Genomic DNA, 16,355 nt, shown 5'->3' with positions numbered 1-16,355 from the left:
AAATCATTTGATCAGCTTATTATAATTTTTTTTGTAAACTTTAGCATCAAATTTGTAAAATCTTGCCGCTCTGTGCGAAACATTTTTCTCCATTTCATTCAAAGGAATAATGTAAGAAAATGTAGCAATCTTTTTATGAAAATTTTTAATATCAATATTTTTTTCGCTCAAGGAACTGTATAATTGATACAGTTGTCTGATGGTAAATTTTTTAGGAAGAAGTTCAAAAATAATTGAAAAATCAGTTTCAATCCACTTTCTGATTTCTATCAATGATTCTGTGATGATTTTATTGTGATCAAAAGGAAGCGTCGGAACTTTATCAATTGTACACCAATCTACAGTATCGTATTTTGCGCTGTTGATTTTGTGGTCAATTTTACAGAGAGAAAGATAAGCAACCGTGATAATTCTTTCAATCTGATGTTTATATTCCTTGCCCATCCATTTTATATCGTCCTCATTACTCGCTCTGTTCGGGTCTGCATAACACTTGAACTGTTTCAAAACCATTTTTTTGATTCCTGTAAGCTCAGTTAAAACCCTTTGTGCGGCATCATCGACATCTTCATGGCTCAAAATCAAACTTCCGGGCAATCTTTTTGACCTTTCTACAGGCATTTCATCGAGATATTTCTGAACCAGTAAAATATTCAGTCGGTTTTCATGGTCAAAACCAAAAACCACACAGTCTACGGAAACATAAGTCTGAATAAAATTAGAATTCATGAAGTTTTATTAAACCACAAAGATAACAACCAAAACAGGACTGGAAAAATTCAATTTCACAAAATATAATTAACCTCTTAAACTCAAAACTTTTTTTTAAAAATAATTTTCATCAACAATCCTTAATTAAAAGAAATTATTAAATTTAATGACATGAAAAATTATATATTTTTAGCGTTTGCCATACTTTTCGAATCAGTGGCAACTTCATTTCTAAAAGCTTCAGAAGGCTTCACAAAACCTTTACAGACAATCATTTTTGTGGTTGCAATGTCGGCTTCGTTTTATCTTCTTACTCACGCAATAAAAGTTATTCCGATAGGAATTGCTTATGCAATCTGGTCTGCTGTAGGAATTGTGCTGATTTCTTTAATCGGATATTTTGTTTATAAACAATCTCTAGATTTACCTGCAATTCTAGGAATCGTTTTAATTATAATAGGCGTCGTAGTGATTAATATTTTCTCAAAATCAGCATCACATTAAGTATTTCGTGAAATTTAATGTTTACATTTTTTGACGAAATTTATAAAACAAAAAGGCATGAAAGTTAAATCCATGCCTTTTATTTATTGATATCTTGTGAAATGGTTTATTATTTAATTGCTTTTACAGTCCATAAAGAACCGTTTTTTGTTGTCAGTTTTTCCAGTTTACCTCTTATAAAAAGGTCGTCTAATATTTTTTCACTTTCAATCTTTTTTAAATCTGATAAAACAGCAAATTCTTTAGCTGTAAGTGATGGATATTTTTCAAATAATGCTTCCCAATTTTTTGAATATTCATTTTTTTGTGCATTTGGGAACATTTTCAAAACTGCTGTTTCATAAAAAGGATAAGGTTTTGTACCGTAAATCATCTCTTTATTTCCTGAATCATTCATAAAAAATATCGATGGAAATCCTCTTACTGCGTTTTCTTTAGCAAATTTTAAATCTTCTTCAAAAAGAATTTTTCCCTGACCTTCAAAATCATTCTTCAATTGCTCAACATTGAGTCCTACCCTTTCTGCAGCTGTTGCAATATGCTCCCATTTTGCAATATTTTTCTTATTCAGAAACAACATTTCACGCATTTCTCTCATCAACAAAACAGCCTTTTCTTTACTCTGAATTTGAGATGCTTTAAATGCGATCGAAGGCGGATAAGATGAATCTAGCGGATCTTCCAACCAAACATCACCATCAATTGGCATTTCATAATGCAGACTTACTTCATCCCAATGATGCGCAACATCTGAAGGTTTGCTGATTCCTCCACTGTTGTAGCTCCAATCCGGAAGCAATCCACCCATTCTGTAGTCGATTTCAATATTATCACCATATTCAAGCTTTAATTTTCTTAATTGAGGCTCAATTCCCCAACAAGAAGAGCAAATTGGGTCTGTGAAATAAACAAGTTTAACAGGTTTTTCAGATTTTTGTATTGTAATTTTTAGTGTTTCATTATTTTCAGGAACTCCGCAAACACCTTCTACAGGGTCACAAATCAACGGATTATTGTTTGTCGAATCTGTCATTTTTGCTCTCTTTTTATTTTGTCCTGAACAATGGAATGCAGTTATGGTGAAACAAAATAGTGTTAAGGATTTAATTTTCATCAGTTTAATTCGAAAAATCTTTTTTCATCATTTGTGTTTTTAAAACGATGCCTAGTCGTTGATACTTTAAATATCGATGCAAATTTATAATTCAATCATTGAAAATCACCCTTAGTTTCCTCTATGAAACTACTTTCCTCTATGAAACTGTAGTTAAATTTTCTACATTTGCAAACCTTCAATTTTATTAATGAATTATGAAAAAAGAACCTGAGTTTAACAATAACAGAATTTGTGAAAAAAGAATTCTGGCAATAAAAGATACCATGGAAATCCTTTCTGGTAAATGGAAATTTCACATTCTGGGTACTTTAATGTTGGGAGACAAACTTCGTTTTATGGATTTGGTAAGGGAAGTTGACGGAATTGGTTCGAAAATGCTTTCAAAAGAACTTCAGGATCTGGAAATGAATCATCTAATCATTCGTACTGTTCTTGATACAAAACCTATTACTGTTGAGTATCAAATCACAGAACACGGTAAAACACTGAGCTCAGTCATTGATGAAATCGCAAAATGGGGAATTGATTACAGAGATAAATTTCATAAAAAAACTGAGCAAATAGATTTGCCCAGCTAAAATATTTAAGTAAAATTTTGACGATAAAATCAGAATTGTTTGAACAAAACAGCAGACTAAGAATTAAATTTAATTAATTTTCTCAAAAATATTTGACATCGATTCTTTATCAAGACTTTCCATATCAACTAATTTCAGAGATTTAACCATTTTCAAAGTCGAAGTTTTGTAATGTTGAAAGTGTGGCGTTTGAAGATGAAACTGATACGCTTCTTTATCCGCATACATTTCTACAATTCTGATTTGAGTCGGATTTTTCTGCTGAAACATTGGGAAAATGGCAATCACACCTTTTTCTAATTGATTTGTATTCTTCAAAAAATTCAGGAATAATTTCTATTTCCGAAATACGAATCATCATATCATTTTCGATAATTGGAACAAGTGGTTTTCCGATGATTTTTCGAACTGTATTGGCTTGCGTTTTACTGACAGATTCTTGTATCAAATCCGCTAATTGTTCTAATTGACTATCCGTAATTCCAGTATTCTTTCCAATACCTATATGTGATTGTAATTGTCCTTCAACTCCACTTACAGAAGCCAAAGCAGAAATCGTTACCAATTCTCTTTGTTGATAAGTTAGAACATCGCTCACAAAAATATCAGCAAATAAATGTTCTTTCAGAAAAGCATCAATTCGTGGAGCAAATTCACCAAAACCTTTTGCAGGTTTCGATTGAGGAGTTTTTGAAAGTGCTTCTAAAGTTTTTCTGCCTTGTTCGTATTTGTCTTCAACATTATTTTCGACGATGATTTTTTTGCCTTCGATATCATTAATTCCTTTCGTTTTTCTTTCGTCAAGAACGGTTTTAAAAGTATTGATTGCATTTAAACTTCTCGGGAAACCGCAGTAAGCGTACAATTGTACCAAAGCTTCTTTGATTTCATTAATCGTCAAACCAGAATCTAAACCTGCATTCAACTGAACTTTCAGATTTTCAAGATTTCCGACTGCCGTTAAAGAAGAAATCTTTACCAGACTTTGTTCTTTAGCATTCAAATTTTGAGTTGCTGTATTTTGTTGTGCATTCATTTTTGTAAAACTTAATGTGAGAACAAAAAGAATTATCCATTGAAAAAACTTGTTTTTGCTCATCATAGAAAATTATTTTTTGTTAGCTTCTGCATATTCTTCATCCGAAACAGCTTCCAGCCAATTATTTTGGTTGTTTTGAGGATTTCCTGTAGTTGCTAAATGTGAAAACCAACTATTCGCAGTTGCGCCGTGCCAATGTTCGACATTCGGAGCAATTTCTACGATATCACCAACTTTCAGATGACGGGCAGGTTTTCCTCTTTCCTGATACAAACCTTCGCCACCAACGACAATTAGCAATTGTCCGCCAGTGTGACTGTGCCAATTATTTCGGCAATCGGGTTCAAACGTGACATTAGAAAGTGGAACATTTAAATCTTTGTTGCTCGTCAATGGCGCTAAATAAGATTTGCCTGTAAAATATTGGGCAAAACCAGTGTTTTCTTCGCCTGTCGGAAAATCACTTATTTTGGGAATGTCTGTTTTCATTTTATTATGATTTTTTGTATTTTGTGCTAAAACCAATTGCCCGAACACAAATAGAATTAATGTTAAAAAATATTTCATTTTGATGACTTCTTATTGTTAAACAAAGTTCTGTCCATTTCATCAAATCATTGTTATACCGATTACGGTATTGCTTACCATTTTTACTGATTTATTTCAAATTAATTTTAAAGAAATCCTGAATCTTATCAAAAGGAATCGCATCCGTTTTATCATACAAATCCACGTGAACAGCATTTGGAATTATCATCAATTCTTTCGGTTCGGAAGCCGATTTGTAAATGTCTTCGCTGAAATATCTTGAATGGGCTTTTTCGCCTGCAATCAACAACATCGGTCTTGGTGAAATTTCTTGGATATAAGACAAAATCGGAAAATTCATTAATGAAAATCCACTTGTTTTTGACCACGCTGCATTTGAATTAATAGAACGTTCGTGAAAACCTCTCGGCGTTTTGTAATAGTCATGATATTCTTTGATAAACTGTGGCGAAGCTTCGGTTGTTTGTCCCAATCCGTTTTCAGGATATGATGTTTTTCCTGATTCTGCATCTTTCCAACGTTGAAGACTCATTTCGGTCAGAATTTTTGTGCGTTCCTCAGGAGTTCTCTTGTCGTAATAATCGTTTGAAGTATTTCTCGGAATGTCATACATACTCGTCGTAACAATTGCTTTTATACGTTTGTCAACGGCAGTTGCATTCAAAGCAAAACCTCCGAAACCACAGATTCCAATGATTCCAATTTTATTTCTGTCGATATTTTTTTGAAGTCCAAGAAAATCAACTGCTGCACTAAAATCTTCTGTATTGATGTCTGATGAAGAGATATTTCTCGGTTCTCCTCCACTTTCGCCTGTGTAAGAAGGGTCGAAAGCCAAAGCAACAAATCCACGTTCCGCCATTTGATTCGCATACAAACCGGAAGATTGTTCTTTTACAGCTCCAAAAGGTCCGCTGATTGCAATTGCTGATAAATTATTTCCTGAATTTTTTGGAAGATATAAATCTCCGGAAAGTGTGATTCCATAACGGTTTTTAAAACTTACTTTTTGTCGTGTCACTTTATCGCTGATTTGAAAAGTATAATGTTCTGTCGTATTCATTTTCTTTGATTTTTGTTTGGTTTGAGCTGTTATTTGTCCTGAAATCATCAGAAATGCAGCGATTATTAATGTGAATTTTTTCATTATTGTCGGATTAAATTTGTTTAATGATTTTCGCAGGAACTCCGCCCACAACGGTATTATCGGGAACGTCTTTTGAAACAACTGCTCCGGCTGCGACAACGGAATTTTCGCCAATAGTTACTCCTGCTAAAATGGTTGCATTGGCTCCAATCCAAGCGTTTCTTTTGATGAGAATAGGTTTGCAGATTAAGCCTTTTCTATGTTCGGGATTTAACGGATGATTTTCTGTGACCAGACTGACTTTCGGACCGATGAGAACATCATCTTCAATCGTGATTCCGCCTAGTGCGAGGAAAGTACAGTCGAAATTGATAAAGACATTTTTACCAATGTTGATATTCTTTCCATAATTGATGTAAAGTGGCGTGAATACAACAACATCCTGAACATTTTTGTCTAAAATCTGAGATAACAAATCTGTAATTTCTTCAGGATTTGAAGAATTATTCATCTGATTAAGCAAAACTTTTACAGCAAAAGCTTCTTCTCGCAATCTGTCTGTTTGCGGGTCGTTTGGAAGAATAGTTTCACCAGCTAAAAGCCTTTCGAAAATATCTTTCTGAATTAATGGAGAACCTGAATTATGTTTTGAATCTGACATTGTATTTGGATTTGATTTCCAGATACAAAGTTAGCTTCACCTTTAATCTACGGAGTAATGATATTCAAACCAAAGATTAAGAAATTCAAACTTCTTCCAAACGAAAAGCCTTTGGATTTGTTCCTGTTTGTTTTTTAAAGAAATTATTGAAATAGGTTGGATATTCAAATCCGAGTGCGTAGGCAATTTCGGAAATACTCCAGTCGGTGTGTTGCAAAAGGGCTTTTGCTTCAGTTATAATTCGTTCTGTAATGTGTGAAGTTGTTGATTTCCCAGTTACTTCTTTTACAGCACGGTTCAGGTAATTGATGTGAACATTCAAATGCTGAGCGTAATGTTGTGCAGTTCTTAACCGAAGCGGGTTTGCAGTAGTTTCAATCGGAAATTGTCTTTCCAATAATTCCAGAAAAACAGAAGTTAGTCTGGACGATGCATTTTTATTTTGCTCGTAATTTTCCGATGGTTCCATCTTCAGAGATTCGTGAATAATGAGGCTGATGTAATTCCTAATCAACTCATCTTTAAATACATAATCACTTTCCTGTTCGCTAATCATTTTCTGAAAAATGGTATTAAGGAAAATCCTTTGTTCTTCTGTAATTTTTAGAACAGGAGTTCCCCCGATTTTAAAGAAAGAAGATTGCTGTAGACTCTCGGAACGTTCAGAATTTTTAAAGAATTCATCGGAGAAAAGAATCGTATAACCTACATACGTTGTAGAAATCGTTTCCCAAGAGTACGGAATATGCGGATTCCCAAAAAAAAGAATTGTTCCTTCCTGCTCATAGGTTTTATCTGAATAATGAATTTTACTTTTCCCCGTAGTCAGGCAGATTTTATAGAATTCCTTTCTGCTGTAGGTTCTGGTTTCGGCACCATCCCCTTCAATCTGAAACGCTTTAAAGCCTTGTAGTTTTAATTCATTGTTAAACTGTGAAACTTCTCTGATTATCTTCTCTTTCATTTGACAAAATTAAGAAATTCAAACTTATCTTGTTTTAAATTTAACCTAAATATCAAAACGCCAATAGAATTCTCTGCCGAAACAAAAAATTCTACCGCTTTAAATGTTGTTAACTGAAATTTTACGAAATAGTTCTCGATTCAATGATTACAAAATATCCGATTCTTTCTTTAATCCGCCATTTCCCGTTTTGGAAAACATATTGGTCTTCATACTTTACGCTGTAATCCGTCAAAACATCCTTTCCATCGGCTTCACGAATCATTTTAATCTGAGAAAAAGAAACGCCTGTCGCTGTCTCGCCATCGATTTTTGTGGTGTGTTGCCCGTTCAATGTGAAATAGGTTTTTACTTGCGAAGAATGCAGATTAAAATCACTTTCCATATTTTCTCTTCCAGAAACATCGGCTACCAAAGCTCCATTCATAAAGACTTTGTAAGTGACATCCGGAGTAAATAAATCCAATTGTTCTGTAATCTTTTTTTCGTCGCCTAAATATGCATAATCATCGATTAAGTTTCTCAGGTCTTCTTTTGTTTTTAGAATTTCTAATGTCATAATTTTGTTGTTGAATTAAATTTTACAATTACTTTCTGTAATTATTTTTTGAACAAAATTATAGTATATTTGCTTACATTTTATTAGTTGTTACTTAAAGGTTAGCAGCTAACAAATAACTCAGTTATGGCAGAATCAAAAGAAAATCAAACAGATAACAAAGCATTCACCGAAGAATGTCACACGATTTTAACAGCAGTTTCTGACGCTTTATATGTCATCGGTGGAAAATGGAAACTGATGATTATCATCGCAATGGCGAGAGGAAATAAGCGGTTTACAGAAATTCAAAAACAAGTTACCGGAATCTCTGCACGTGTACTTTCCAGTGAATTAAAAGATTTGGAATTGAATGGTTTTATCGTCAAAAAAGTAGAAAACGGTTATCCGGTAAGTATTGAATATGAATTGCTTCCGTACAGCCAAACTTTAGAAGAATTGGTCAATGCAATGACAAGATGGGGAATTCAGCATCGCGAAAAAGTGAAAGCTGAAATGGGTTCGGGAAAATTGAAAAAACAGTAATTTAAGTATAAGAAACCTTCTTAATTTGTTATCATGAAGGTTTTATTTTTAAATCAAAGCTGCTTTTACAAACTCAATCTTATCATCTTTAAAAATAAAATCAAAGCTTCCGCCAATCTTACCTTCCGGAAAATCGCCTGTAAACTCAACTTCTAAATAAGCCGAATTGCCTTTAATTTCTAATTTCCTCAATTCAGTTTGGGTTTGATAACCGATAAAATAACTTACGAAATAATCTTTAATTCCGTCGTGACCAATAAATTTTCTTCCAACCGAATGGTCGTCTAAAACTGCATTATTTAGATAAAATTCCAGATATTTTTCGGTGTCGTAACTGTTGCTGACTGCAATCCAATCTTTGATAAACGTTTCTATATTCATTTTAAAAAATTTAGTTATGATAAAAACCTTGTTTGAATTGCACTGGCGTTTGATTGGTTTTATTTTTAAATAATTTATTGAAAGACTGCGGATGCTCAAAACCCAATTGATAAGCAATTTCTGCCACAGAAAGTTGAGTTGTCGTGAGGTAATCTTTGGCTTTTTCAATGAGTTTTTCGTGGATGAGTTGCTGTGCATTTTGTCCTGTTAAAGAACGCAGCATATCGCTCAGATATCTTGGCGAAAGACTGAGTTTGGTCGCCAGATAATCTACAGTTGGCAAACCTTTATTCAAACCTTGTTCTTTCCCAAAATATTCGCTCAGCAATTGTTCCATTCTTGATAGCAAATCGTGATTCACCGCTTTCCTTGTAATAAATTGTCGCTCATAAAAACGGTTGCTGTATTGCAACACCAAATCGATTTGTGCCAGAATAATTTCTTGCGTATGACGGTCGATAAATTGGTATTCGGCTTCTATTTTTTGAAAAATCTCAATAATATTCTGCTCTTCACGTTCCGAAATATGCAGTGCTTCATTGACTGCGTAAGAAAAGAAACCGTAGTTTTTGATACTCGTCGCAATAGAATATTTATATAAAAAATCTGGATGAAACATCAGCATATAACCTTGCCCGCATTCTATATTCATTTGGCGGATGTCTTCCATGCTTAAAGATTGTATTTGCTTCGGCGCAATAAAATTCATTGTGCCTTTATTAAAATCGTAGTATTGTTGTCCGTATTTCACTTTTGCAGTCACATCTTTTTTCAGAGAAATACAGTAGAAATTCACAAAAAACCTTTCCCAGATTTCGCTTTCTGAATGTTTTATTTTCGAAACATCTATCACGCTCACCAACGGATGCAACGGTTCTGGCAAAGACAAGTGCCTATGAAATTCTGATATGGAATTGACGATGTACATTTTATTTTCTTTTACAAATTTAAACAAACAACTGGCTAAATAAGACAGCTGTTTGATTGATTATTATGAAAATTGCTGACCAATTTCCTTTCTAAATTCTTCCTTACCAACTTCCAATCGTCTGGAATATATTGCATTGGCATCTGCTCCAGCGATATATCGCACTTGGTCTTTTCCGTCGGTTACAGCTTCGTAAACTACTTCGGCAATTTGCTCTGCAGTAGAAGCATTTTGCATCATTGCGTCTATATTTTCCAGTAATTTATTTTCTAAATTCTGATATTCGTTGCTTTTGTTCATATCCAGTGAACGCCCAGTAAAATCAGTTGAAATTCCACCCGGAGCGACAGTTTTGATACCAATTCCGAACTGACCTAATTCAAACGACATACTTTCGCTCCAGCCTTCCAAAGCAAACTTTGTAGCATGATAAATAGAATGCAAAGGAAATCCCATAAATCCGCCAATGGAAGTGGTCGAAATAAACAAACCATTTTTGTTTGCTCTAAAATAAGGAATAAAAGCTTTGGTAACACGGATGACGCCTAAAAGATTGGTATCCAACTGACGAAGAATCTTATCGTCGCTCAGCGTTTCCAAAGCTCCCATCAAACCGTAACCTGCGTTGTTGAAAACCACATCAATTGTATGAAGTTCAATCGCCTTTTTGACAGTTTCCTGAATCTGTTCCAAGTTCGTAACATCCAACGGAAGCAATGTTACATTTTCCAATTGGGAAAGTTCTGTTTCTTTTTCAGGATTTCGCATTGTTGCGATAACGTTCCAGCCTTTTGATTGAAATAATTTTGCTGTAGCTTTTCCTAATCCTGATGATGCGCCTGTGATGAAAATTGTTTTTTGCATTGTAACTTTATTTAAATTTTATAATACAAATGTCTGCAGAAGCGCCAAGGAAAATGTTGCCAAAATGAGTTTGGTTGTATCCGAAATGACGGAACTATTATTAAATATAAGCTGAAATCTAAAGACAACATATCCAGATTTTCTTTTTATAAATATATTAATGCAAAAATCAAATCACTTAATCATAAAATAGCATTTTTCAGAATTATTCAATCTGTTAATTTTGCTGTCAGAAATAGAAATAATTAAGAATGAATATCATTATAAGAAAAGCTAAAGAATCCGACAGTGAAAAAATTTGGGTTTTGATGGAGCAACTGGCGATTTTTGAAAAGTATGTTGACAGTTTTGCGATAACTCCGGAAATTGTTAAAGAAAGTGGTTTCAGAAAAAACCCGCCAGATTTTTATTGCTTGATTGCGGAAGATGAACAAAAAATTGCAGGAATTTTGGTCTATTATTTCCTTCCTTACACTGCACAAAACAGACCAGCCATTTATATGAAAGAGCTATATGTAGATGAAGGTTATCGGGGACAAAAAATTGGAGAACAACTGATGAGCGCTTTGAAATCCGAAGCAGAAAAGCATAATTGTACTCAGATAAAATGGACGGTCGCACCTTGGAACAAAGCCGGACAAAAATTCTACGAACGTCTTGGTGCAGAAGAAAATAAAGATTGGCTAAATTATGAATGGAAAGTATAATAAAATGGAAATCATTGTAACAAAAATTACCGAAAACGAGATATTACAACTTCAGGAAATCGGAAAAAAAACATTCTCTGAAACTTTTTCTGAGAATAATACTGAAGAAAGTATGAATGAATATCTGGAAACCAGTTTTTCAACAGAAAAGCTAAAATCTGAAATTAATGATGAAAATTCTGAATTCTATTTCGCTAAACTGAATGACGAAGTTATCGGATATTTAAAACTCAATACTGGTTCGTCACAAACCGAAATCAAAGATAATAATGCGCTGGAAATTGAAAGAATTTATGTTTCAAAAGATTTTCACGGGAAGAAAGTCGGACAAATTCTTTACGAAAAAGCGATTGAAATCGCATCTCAGAAAAAAGTGGATTACGTTTGGTTGGGCGTTTGGGAAAATAATCTGAGAGCAATTAAATTTTATCAGAAAAATGGTTTCGTGGAATTTGACAAACATATTTTCAGGCTCGGAAATGAAGAGCAAACTGATATTATGATGAAGTTGAATTTGAAAAATTAAAAGAATGAAAATTGAATATTTTGTAAAATCATTTGAAGAATTAACCACGACCGAACTTTATCAAATATTGAAATTAAGAAGCGATGTCTTTATCGTAGAACAAAACTGCGCTTATCAGGATATTGATGAGAAAGATTTGAAGTGTCATCATTTGATGTGCTTGGTTGATGGAAAATTGGCTGGCTACACCCGAATTGTTCCGACAAATTTGTCATATAAAGACGCTTCGATTGGGCGGGTTGTTATCGGTTCAAAATTTCGTGGATTGGGTTTGGGAAAGCAATTGATGGAAAATTCAATTAAAGCTTGTGAAGATATTTTCAAAGAGTCAAAAATCCGAATCAGTGCACAATTGTACTTGTTGAAATTCTATAATTCTTTAGGTTTCAAAGAAACCGGAAATCCTTACGATGAAGACGGAATTCCGCACATAGAAATGGTTTTAAACTAATTCCAGAATATTTTTGAGAATCGGATTTGGGTCATCTTTTCGCCATTGGATGTACAAATCGGTCACGAAAGGAAGCGGAATAAAACGGATTCCGGCGTTCTGATGAAGCTGATAAGAATGTGGCAAAATGGAAATTCCCAACCCATTTCTAATCAAGGAAATAATCGTAGAACCAAACTCGCATCGGATATAAGAATCAAGCTTAATATTGTAAGAATGAATGACTTCCTGAACGAGCAAATTGTAACTACTGCTGTAATCTCCGGTCGTCAAAAGGAATTTTTGGTCCTTCAAAGTCTCTTCCGAAATGTCTGACAACGATTTGAAATGATGATTTTCGGGAACCACAAATGAAAGATTTTCGTATCCTAATTTTTTCTCGTTAATCGTGGAAGAGGTGTTCACATCACGGGAAAAAGCCAAATCTATTTTGTAATTTTTAAGATAATCTTCCTGCGCTTCGTTCGTCAGTTGAAACAATTCAAGATTGAGATTGGGAAAGGCCGAAGAAACTTTTTTCACAAATTCAGGCAAAACCGAAGACGAGATAGAATCTGGATGTGCAATTCTTATCGTTCCTGATTCGCCGAGATGGATTTGTCGGGCAAGCTGATGAAAAGAATCTATCTGATTGAGCTCTTGTCCCCATTTTTCCTGCAAGAATTTTCCAGCAGGCGTGAGTTTTACATTTCGTTTGTCACGATAAAATAACTGAACGCCCAATTCATTCTCCAAAGACTGAATCTGCCGGCTGAGAGCAGATTGTGTGATGTTCATTTTCGCAGAAGTGTTCCAGAAATGAAGCTCTTTTGCCAAAGCCAGAAAATATTTGAGTTGCTGAATATCCATTAATGCAAATTAATCATTAGTTATTCAAATTTAATAATTAAATCGAATTAAAAATTAATTCATAAAATGATGGAAAAGAAAAATTTTTATCTCTTTTTGTTGATTCTCGGAACAGCATTTTGGGGAATTTCGTTTCCTGTTACCAAAATGTCCATCGGGAACATTTCACAATCGACATTTTTGTTTTACAGATTCTTTTTTGCGTCAATTTTGATAGGTTTAATTTTCCATAAACAACTGAAAAACATCAATCTAAAATCCATAAAAGCTGGAATCGGATTGGCAATTCCGTTAACTTTTGGAATTCATTTTCAGACTTTGGGAATTGTGAAACATACGTCTGCTTCGCAATGTGCTTTCGTTGCAGGAATGTGCGTTGTCATCATTCCGATTTTAAAAATTGTTTTCTACAAAAGCGTTATTGAACCGAAGATTTGGTTTTCAGCAACGTTAGCTCTGCTCGGTTTGGGAATAATCTCACTTACAAAGAATTTCTCAATCAGTATCGGCGATGTGTATATCTTAATCGGAACGGTTGGATTTTCTTATTACCTGATAAAAGTTGAGCATTTTGCAGGGAAAAACAGTATTATTCAGACTTTGGTTCCGATGTTTACAACTTCGGCAATCTTGATGTTTTTGATATCTTTGTTTGATAGTTCTGCAAATTGGTTTCCGGAAAATAACAATTTTTGGATTGGCGTTTTGTTTTGTTCGTTACTTTCAACAGCTTATATGTATTCGGTTTCAAACATTGCGCAGAAATACATCAGCGCAGAAAAAGTGGCGATTATTTATCTTTTCGAACCCGTTTTTGCTTCCATTGCTTCGTTTTTTATTCTCAATGAAAATCTGACTTGGCGTTTATTAATCGGCGGAAGTTTAATTTTGATTGCGACTTTAATTTCTGAAATTAAATTTTCAAAACTTAGAAAAGTAAAATCAGTTTAAATAAAAAAGACCTTTCGATTTGAAAGGTCTTTTCGTCAGGTTTATTGATTTCTAAATTTAAATCACTTTTAAACTCCAAAAACCTCTTCCAAATGTTTCGGATAATTTTCTAAATCTCCGGCAATATCTCCGTCTTTAAAAATGTCAAAACAATTATAATCAGCAACGATTTCTGCACCGCAAAAACGGTAATTGCTGGTAATTTGAATGAGAACATCTGCAGTACCTCTTCCTTCAAATAAAACCTGATTTGAGTCATCGAAACTAGCTTTTGGTGCGTTCCAAGTAGCACAAACCATAAATTTTTTGCCTTGCATTTTTCCGCCCGTTCCATATTGTCTGGTTACATCTTCTCTTGTTCTGCCATCACCGGAAAGAAATTTTGCGCTTTGCAATCCACTATTGAAAACCTCGTCTACATATTTTTTATAAATCCAAGGTGCGCCAAACCAATTGATGGGCGTTTGCAAAATGATAATCTCTGCTTCGATATGTTTTTCAACTTCTTCATCGGCAGTGTAACCGTCTTCTACTTTTGTTTCTAAAACTTCAAAACCTTTTTTCAGAAAAAATGCTTTGGCTTTTTGGTTGAAAGCATCATTCAGAAGGCCTTCCGACCAATTGGGATAGTTTAAATGGGTATTAATTAAGAGTACTTTTTTAGTTGAATTCATTGTAATTTCTATTGAATATTTTTATTTCATTTTAAATACTTTCTGTAAATATTTTGGATAATTTTCCAAATCTTCTTTGATATGTTTGTTGTGATAAACATCGTAGCAGTAATATCCGGCAACGACTTCAAAACCCGTAAACAAATAATTGGCGCCTACATTAAACAAAGCATCATCGGCACTTTTTCCTTTAAACAAATATTGATTTTTATCGTTAAAACTTTTTTCCGGCGCGTTCCAAGTTGCGCAAATCATAAACTTTTTGCCCTGCATTTTTCCGCCCATTCCGTATTGTTTTGAACCTTCTTCTGCCGAACGTCCGTCTCCGGAAAGGAATTTTTTGCTTTTTAAGGCGCTGTTAAAAACTTCATCCACATATTTTTTATAAATCCAAGGTGTATTTTCCCAATTGACTGGCGTTTGCAAAATCACAATATCTGCTTGCAAATGCTTTTCGACTTCTTCGTCGGGATTGTAACCATTTTCCACTTTTGTTTCCAGAACTTGATAGTTTTTAGTAATAAAAAATTCTTTGGCTTTATTATAAAATGAAGCGTTCAATTTACCTTCAGACCAACCGACATAAGTCAAATGGGTGTTTATCAACAAAACAGTTTTCTGTTTGGGAATTTCTTTTGAAGAAGTTTTTTGAGCGTTTAATTTTATTCCTAATGAAATTAAAATTAGAAATAGAGTAATGATACTTTTTGCTTTCATTGATTTAATATTTAATGACAATACAAAAGTAAAAGCGATTGAAAAAACCGACGGAGACAGATTACCAATAAAAAAGAAACAAATTACGGATAACAAAAAACGCCTTCTTTCGAAGACGCTGTTTACATATTTTGAATTTCCTTTTTTATTTGCAATCGATATTCTTTAGGACTCAAGCCAACTTGCTTTTTGAAGAACTTTGAAAAGTAATTGGGATACTCAAAGCCTAGTTCGTAAGCAATTTCAGTCGTGTTCATTTCTATGTTTTGCTTTAATAATTCCTTGGCTTTTTTAATGACAAATTCGTGAATGTTTTCTAATGCAGATTTTTGAGTAAAATGTTTGATAATATCGCCTAAATAATTGGCTGTCAATCCCAATTTATCTGCGAAATACTGCACATTTGGAAGTTGCTTTACAGGCTGATGATAATATTCAATCAAACTTTGCTGAAAATCTGTGACTACTCTATTGTACTGTTTCGGGTCGGTAGAAAATTGTCTTTTGTAAAACGCTTCTACCAAAGAAACCACCACATTAACGTAAGAAAGCAACACTCCAAAATGTTGTTTTTCACTTTCGTAATATTTCAGCATTAATTGAAAAACCGCAGAAATCTCCGCCACTTCTTCATTAGTCAAATACAAAGCTTCGTGCTGTCCGTAATCCAGATAAGTTTTGAAGAGAAATCTGTTTTCTTCAATCACTTTTTTTGAAAGCTGAAGGTACATTCCGGTGTAAGTCGGTTCTACGTCCCAACCTTCATTGACAATCATTTCCGGACTGTTGAAAAACACAGCCGTAATTGGTTTTTTGTCTGGCGTATTTTTATTTTTAAGATTAATTTTAAAAGAAATTCTGTAAAAATCTACCGCAATCGGTTCTGACTTCAACAACATATTTGGCGGGTCGTAATAACCAACATCGATGTCATTATCCAGCGGTTTTGTTGTACCGATGTATTCGTTGTAAGAAGTGAAGTCTTTGAAAATTTTCATTGAAACAAATATATA

General features: G+C 33.8%; 23 protein-coding genes. 7 read left to right on the top strand and 16 right to left on the bottom strand.

All coding sequences use genetic code 11. The annotated features are described in order from the left end of the window. Positions 1-3 precede the first annotated feature (3 nt). Positions 4-729 carry an NUDIX hydrolase gene (locus OF897_RS17290; RefSeq protein WP_267266928.1) on the bottom strand — a complete coding sequence of 242 codons (726 nt, stop codon included), beginning with the start codon at positions 727-729 and terminating at the stop codon, positions 4-6. 153 nt (positions 730-882) lie between these two features. Here OF897_RS17290 and OF897_RS17285 point away from each other — a divergent pair, with 153 nt between their 5' ends. After that, positions 883-1,215 (top strand): DMT family transporter, encoded by a 333-nt coding sequence (locus OF897_RS17285; RefSeq protein WP_267266927.1) that lies wholly within the window; start codon positions 883-885, stop codon positions 1,213-1,215. 109 nt (positions 1,216-1,324) lie between these two features. Here the strand turns inward: OF897_RS17285 and OF897_RS17280 are convergent, their stop codons facing one another. Further along, a complete protein-coding gene (locus tag OF897_RS17280; RefSeq protein ID WP_267266926.1) occupies positions 1,325-2,248 on the bottom strand; it encodes a DsbA family protein in 924 nt (307 codons plus the stop codon). Positions 2,249-2,526: 278 nt separating this feature from the next. Here OF897_RS17280 and OF897_RS17275 point away from each other — a divergent pair, with 278 nt between their 5' ends. Next, positions 2,527-2,910, top strand: coding sequence for a winged helix-turn-helix transcriptional regulator (locus OF897_RS17275; protein WP_267266925.1), 384 nt, complete (start codon positions 2,527-2,529; stop codon positions 2,908-2,910). A gap of 69 nt (positions 2,911-2,979) precedes the next feature. Here OF897_RS17275 and OF897_RS17270 read toward each other — a convergent pair whose 3' ends face one another. The 7 genes from OF897_RS17270 to OF897_RS17240 form a co-directional block, all read right to left on the bottom strand. After that, a complete protein-coding gene (locus OF897_RS17270) occupies positions 2,980-3,180 on the bottom strand; it encodes a putative quinol monooxygenase (protein WP_267266924.1) in 201 nt (66 codons plus the stop codon). Next, positions 3,125-3,946, bottom strand: a complete 822-nt coding sequence (locus tag OF897_RS17265) for a carboxymuconolactone decarboxylase family protein (RefSeq protein WP_267266923.1) — start codon at positions 3,944-3,946, stop codon at positions 3,125-3,127. The genes OF897_RS17270 and OF897_RS17265 overlap by 56 nt, the downstream gene beginning before the upstream one ends. Positions 3,947-4,018: 72 nt before the next feature. Further along, complete coding sequence (locus OF897_RS17260; protein WP_267266922.1) at positions 4,019-4,438, bottom strand: cupin domain-containing protein; 420 nt, start codon at positions 4,436-4,438, stop codon at positions 4,019-4,021. A 169-nt stretch (positions 4,439-4,607) separates the two neighbouring features. Further along, entirely contained in the window at positions 4,608-5,645 is a 1,038-nt protein-coding gene (locus tag OF897_RS17255) for an alpha/beta hydrolase (RefSeq protein WP_267266921.1), read from the bottom strand. Between the two features lie 10 nt (positions 5,646-5,655). Next, complete coding sequence (locus OF897_RS17250; RefSeq protein WP_267266920.1) at positions 5,656-6,246, bottom strand: sugar O-acetyltransferase; 591 nt, start codon at positions 6,244-6,246, stop codon at positions 5,656-5,658. Between the two features lie 85 nt (positions 6,247-6,331). Then, positions 6,332-7,210: a helix-turn-helix domain-containing protein gene (locus OF897_RS17245; protein ID WP_267266919.1), complete on the bottom strand. Its 879-nt coding sequence runs from the start codon at positions 7,208-7,210 to the stop codon at positions 6,332-6,334. A gap of 121 nt (positions 7,211-7,331) precedes the next feature. Beyond that, a complete protein-coding gene (locus tag OF897_RS17240) occupies positions 7,332-7,769 on the bottom strand; it encodes a nuclear transport factor 2 family protein (RefSeq protein WP_267266918.1) in 438 nt (145 codons plus the stop codon). 126 nt (positions 7,770-7,895) lie between these two features. Between OF897_RS17240 and OF897_RS17235 the strand changes: the two genes are divergently transcribed. After that, positions 7,896-8,294, top strand: a complete 399-nt coding sequence (locus OF897_RS17235; RefSeq protein ID WP_267266917.1) for a winged helix-turn-helix transcriptional regulator — start codon at positions 7,896-7,898, stop codon at positions 8,292-8,294. A 48-nt stretch (positions 8,295-8,342) separates the two neighbouring features. Here OF897_RS17235 and OF897_RS17230 read toward each other — a convergent pair whose 3' ends face one another. From OF897_RS17230 to OF897_RS17220, 3 genes are all read right to left on the bottom strand, one after another. Beyond that, the gene (locus OF897_RS17230) at positions 8,343-8,675 is read right to left on the bottom strand and encodes a nuclear transport factor 2 family protein (protein WP_267266916.1); all 333 of its coding nucleotides are present in this window, start codon (positions 8,673-8,675) and stop codon (positions 8,343-8,345) included. Positions 8,676-8,685: 10 nt separating this feature from the next. Continuing rightward, a complete protein-coding gene (locus OF897_RS17225; RefSeq protein ID WP_267266915.1) occupies positions 8,686-9,603 on the bottom strand; it encodes a helix-turn-helix domain-containing protein in 918 nt (305 codons plus the stop codon). Positions 9,604-9,666: 63 nt separating this feature from the next. Beyond that, on the bottom strand, positions 9,667-10,467 hold the full coding sequence (locus OF897_RS17220; RefSeq protein WP_267266914.1) for an SDR family oxidoreductase: 801 nt from the start codon (positions 10,465-10,467) through the stop codon (positions 9,667-9,669). Between the two features lie 251 nt (positions 10,468-10,718). On the opposite strand from OF897_RS17220, the gene OF897_RS17215 reads away from it, so the two are divergent. The 3 genes from OF897_RS17215 to OF897_RS17205 are packed head-to-tail and all read left to right on the top strand — an operon-like array spanning position 10,719 to position 12,151. Next, complete coding sequence (locus OF897_RS17215) at positions 10,719-11,174, top strand: GNAT family N-acetyltransferase (protein ID WP_267266913.1); 456 nt, start codon at positions 10,719-10,721, stop codon at positions 11,172-11,174. A gap of 4 nt (positions 11,175-11,178) precedes the next feature. Continuing rightward, positions 11,179-11,700 carry a GNAT family N-acetyltransferase gene (locus OF897_RS17210; protein WP_267266912.1) on the top strand — a complete coding sequence of 174 codons (522 nt, stop codon included), beginning with the start codon at positions 11,179-11,181 and terminating at the stop codon, positions 11,698-11,700. A gap of 4 nt (positions 11,701-11,704) precedes the next feature. Next, positions 11,705-12,151, top strand: a complete 447-nt coding sequence (locus OF897_RS17205) for a GNAT family N-acetyltransferase (protein WP_267266911.1) — start codon at positions 11,705-11,707, stop codon at positions 12,149-12,151. Here OF897_RS17205 and OF897_RS17200 read toward each other — a convergent pair. Further along, positions 12,143-13,000 carry a LysR family transcriptional regulator gene (locus tag OF897_RS17200; RefSeq protein ID WP_267266910.1) on the bottom strand — a complete coding sequence of 286 codons (858 nt, stop codon included), beginning with the start codon at positions 12,998-13,000 and terminating at the stop codon, positions 12,143-12,145. The two genes, OF897_RS17205 and OF897_RS17200, sit on opposite strands and share 9 nt — an antisense overlap. A 66-nt stretch (positions 13,001-13,066) precedes the next feature. Here OF897_RS17200 and OF897_RS17195 point away from each other — a divergent pair, with 66 nt between their 5' ends. Then, on the top strand, positions 13,067-13,951 hold the full coding sequence (locus OF897_RS17195) for a DMT family transporter (protein ID WP_267266909.1): 885 nt from the start codon (positions 13,067-13,069) through the stop codon (positions 13,949-13,951). Between the two features lie 68 nt (positions 13,952-14,019). Here the strand turns inward: OF897_RS17195 and OF897_RS17190 are convergent, their stop codons facing one another. The 3 genes from OF897_RS17190 to OF897_RS17180 form a co-directional block, all read right to left on the bottom strand. Further along, positions 14,020-14,625 carry an NAD(P)H-dependent oxidoreductase gene (locus tag OF897_RS17190; RefSeq protein WP_267266908.1) on the bottom strand — a complete coding sequence of 202 codons (606 nt, stop codon included), beginning with the start codon at positions 14,623-14,625 and terminating at the stop codon, positions 14,020-14,022. Between the two features lie 21 nt (positions 14,626-14,646). Continuing rightward, positions 14,647-15,342 carry an NAD(P)H-dependent oxidoreductase gene (locus OF897_RS17185; protein ID WP_267266907.1) on the bottom strand — a complete coding sequence of 232 codons (696 nt, stop codon included), beginning with the start codon at positions 15,340-15,342 and terminating at the stop codon, positions 14,647-14,649. Between the two features lie 122 nt (positions 15,343-15,464). Then, a complete protein-coding gene (locus tag OF897_RS17180; protein ID WP_267266906.1) occupies positions 15,465-16,340 on the bottom strand; it encodes a helix-turn-helix domain-containing protein in 876 nt (291 codons plus the stop codon). Between the last annotated feature and the right edge of the window lie 15 nt (positions 16,341-16,355).

Origin of the sequence: Chryseobacterium formosum, assembly GCF_026460885.1 — a bacterium.
Lineage (GTDB): Bacteria > Bacteroidota > Bacteroidia > Flavobacteriales > Weeksellaceae > Chryseobacterium > Chryseobacterium formosus.
The sequence above is the reverse complement of the archived record's forward strand: the minus strand, read 5'-3'. Positions and strand labels throughout refer to the sequence as shown.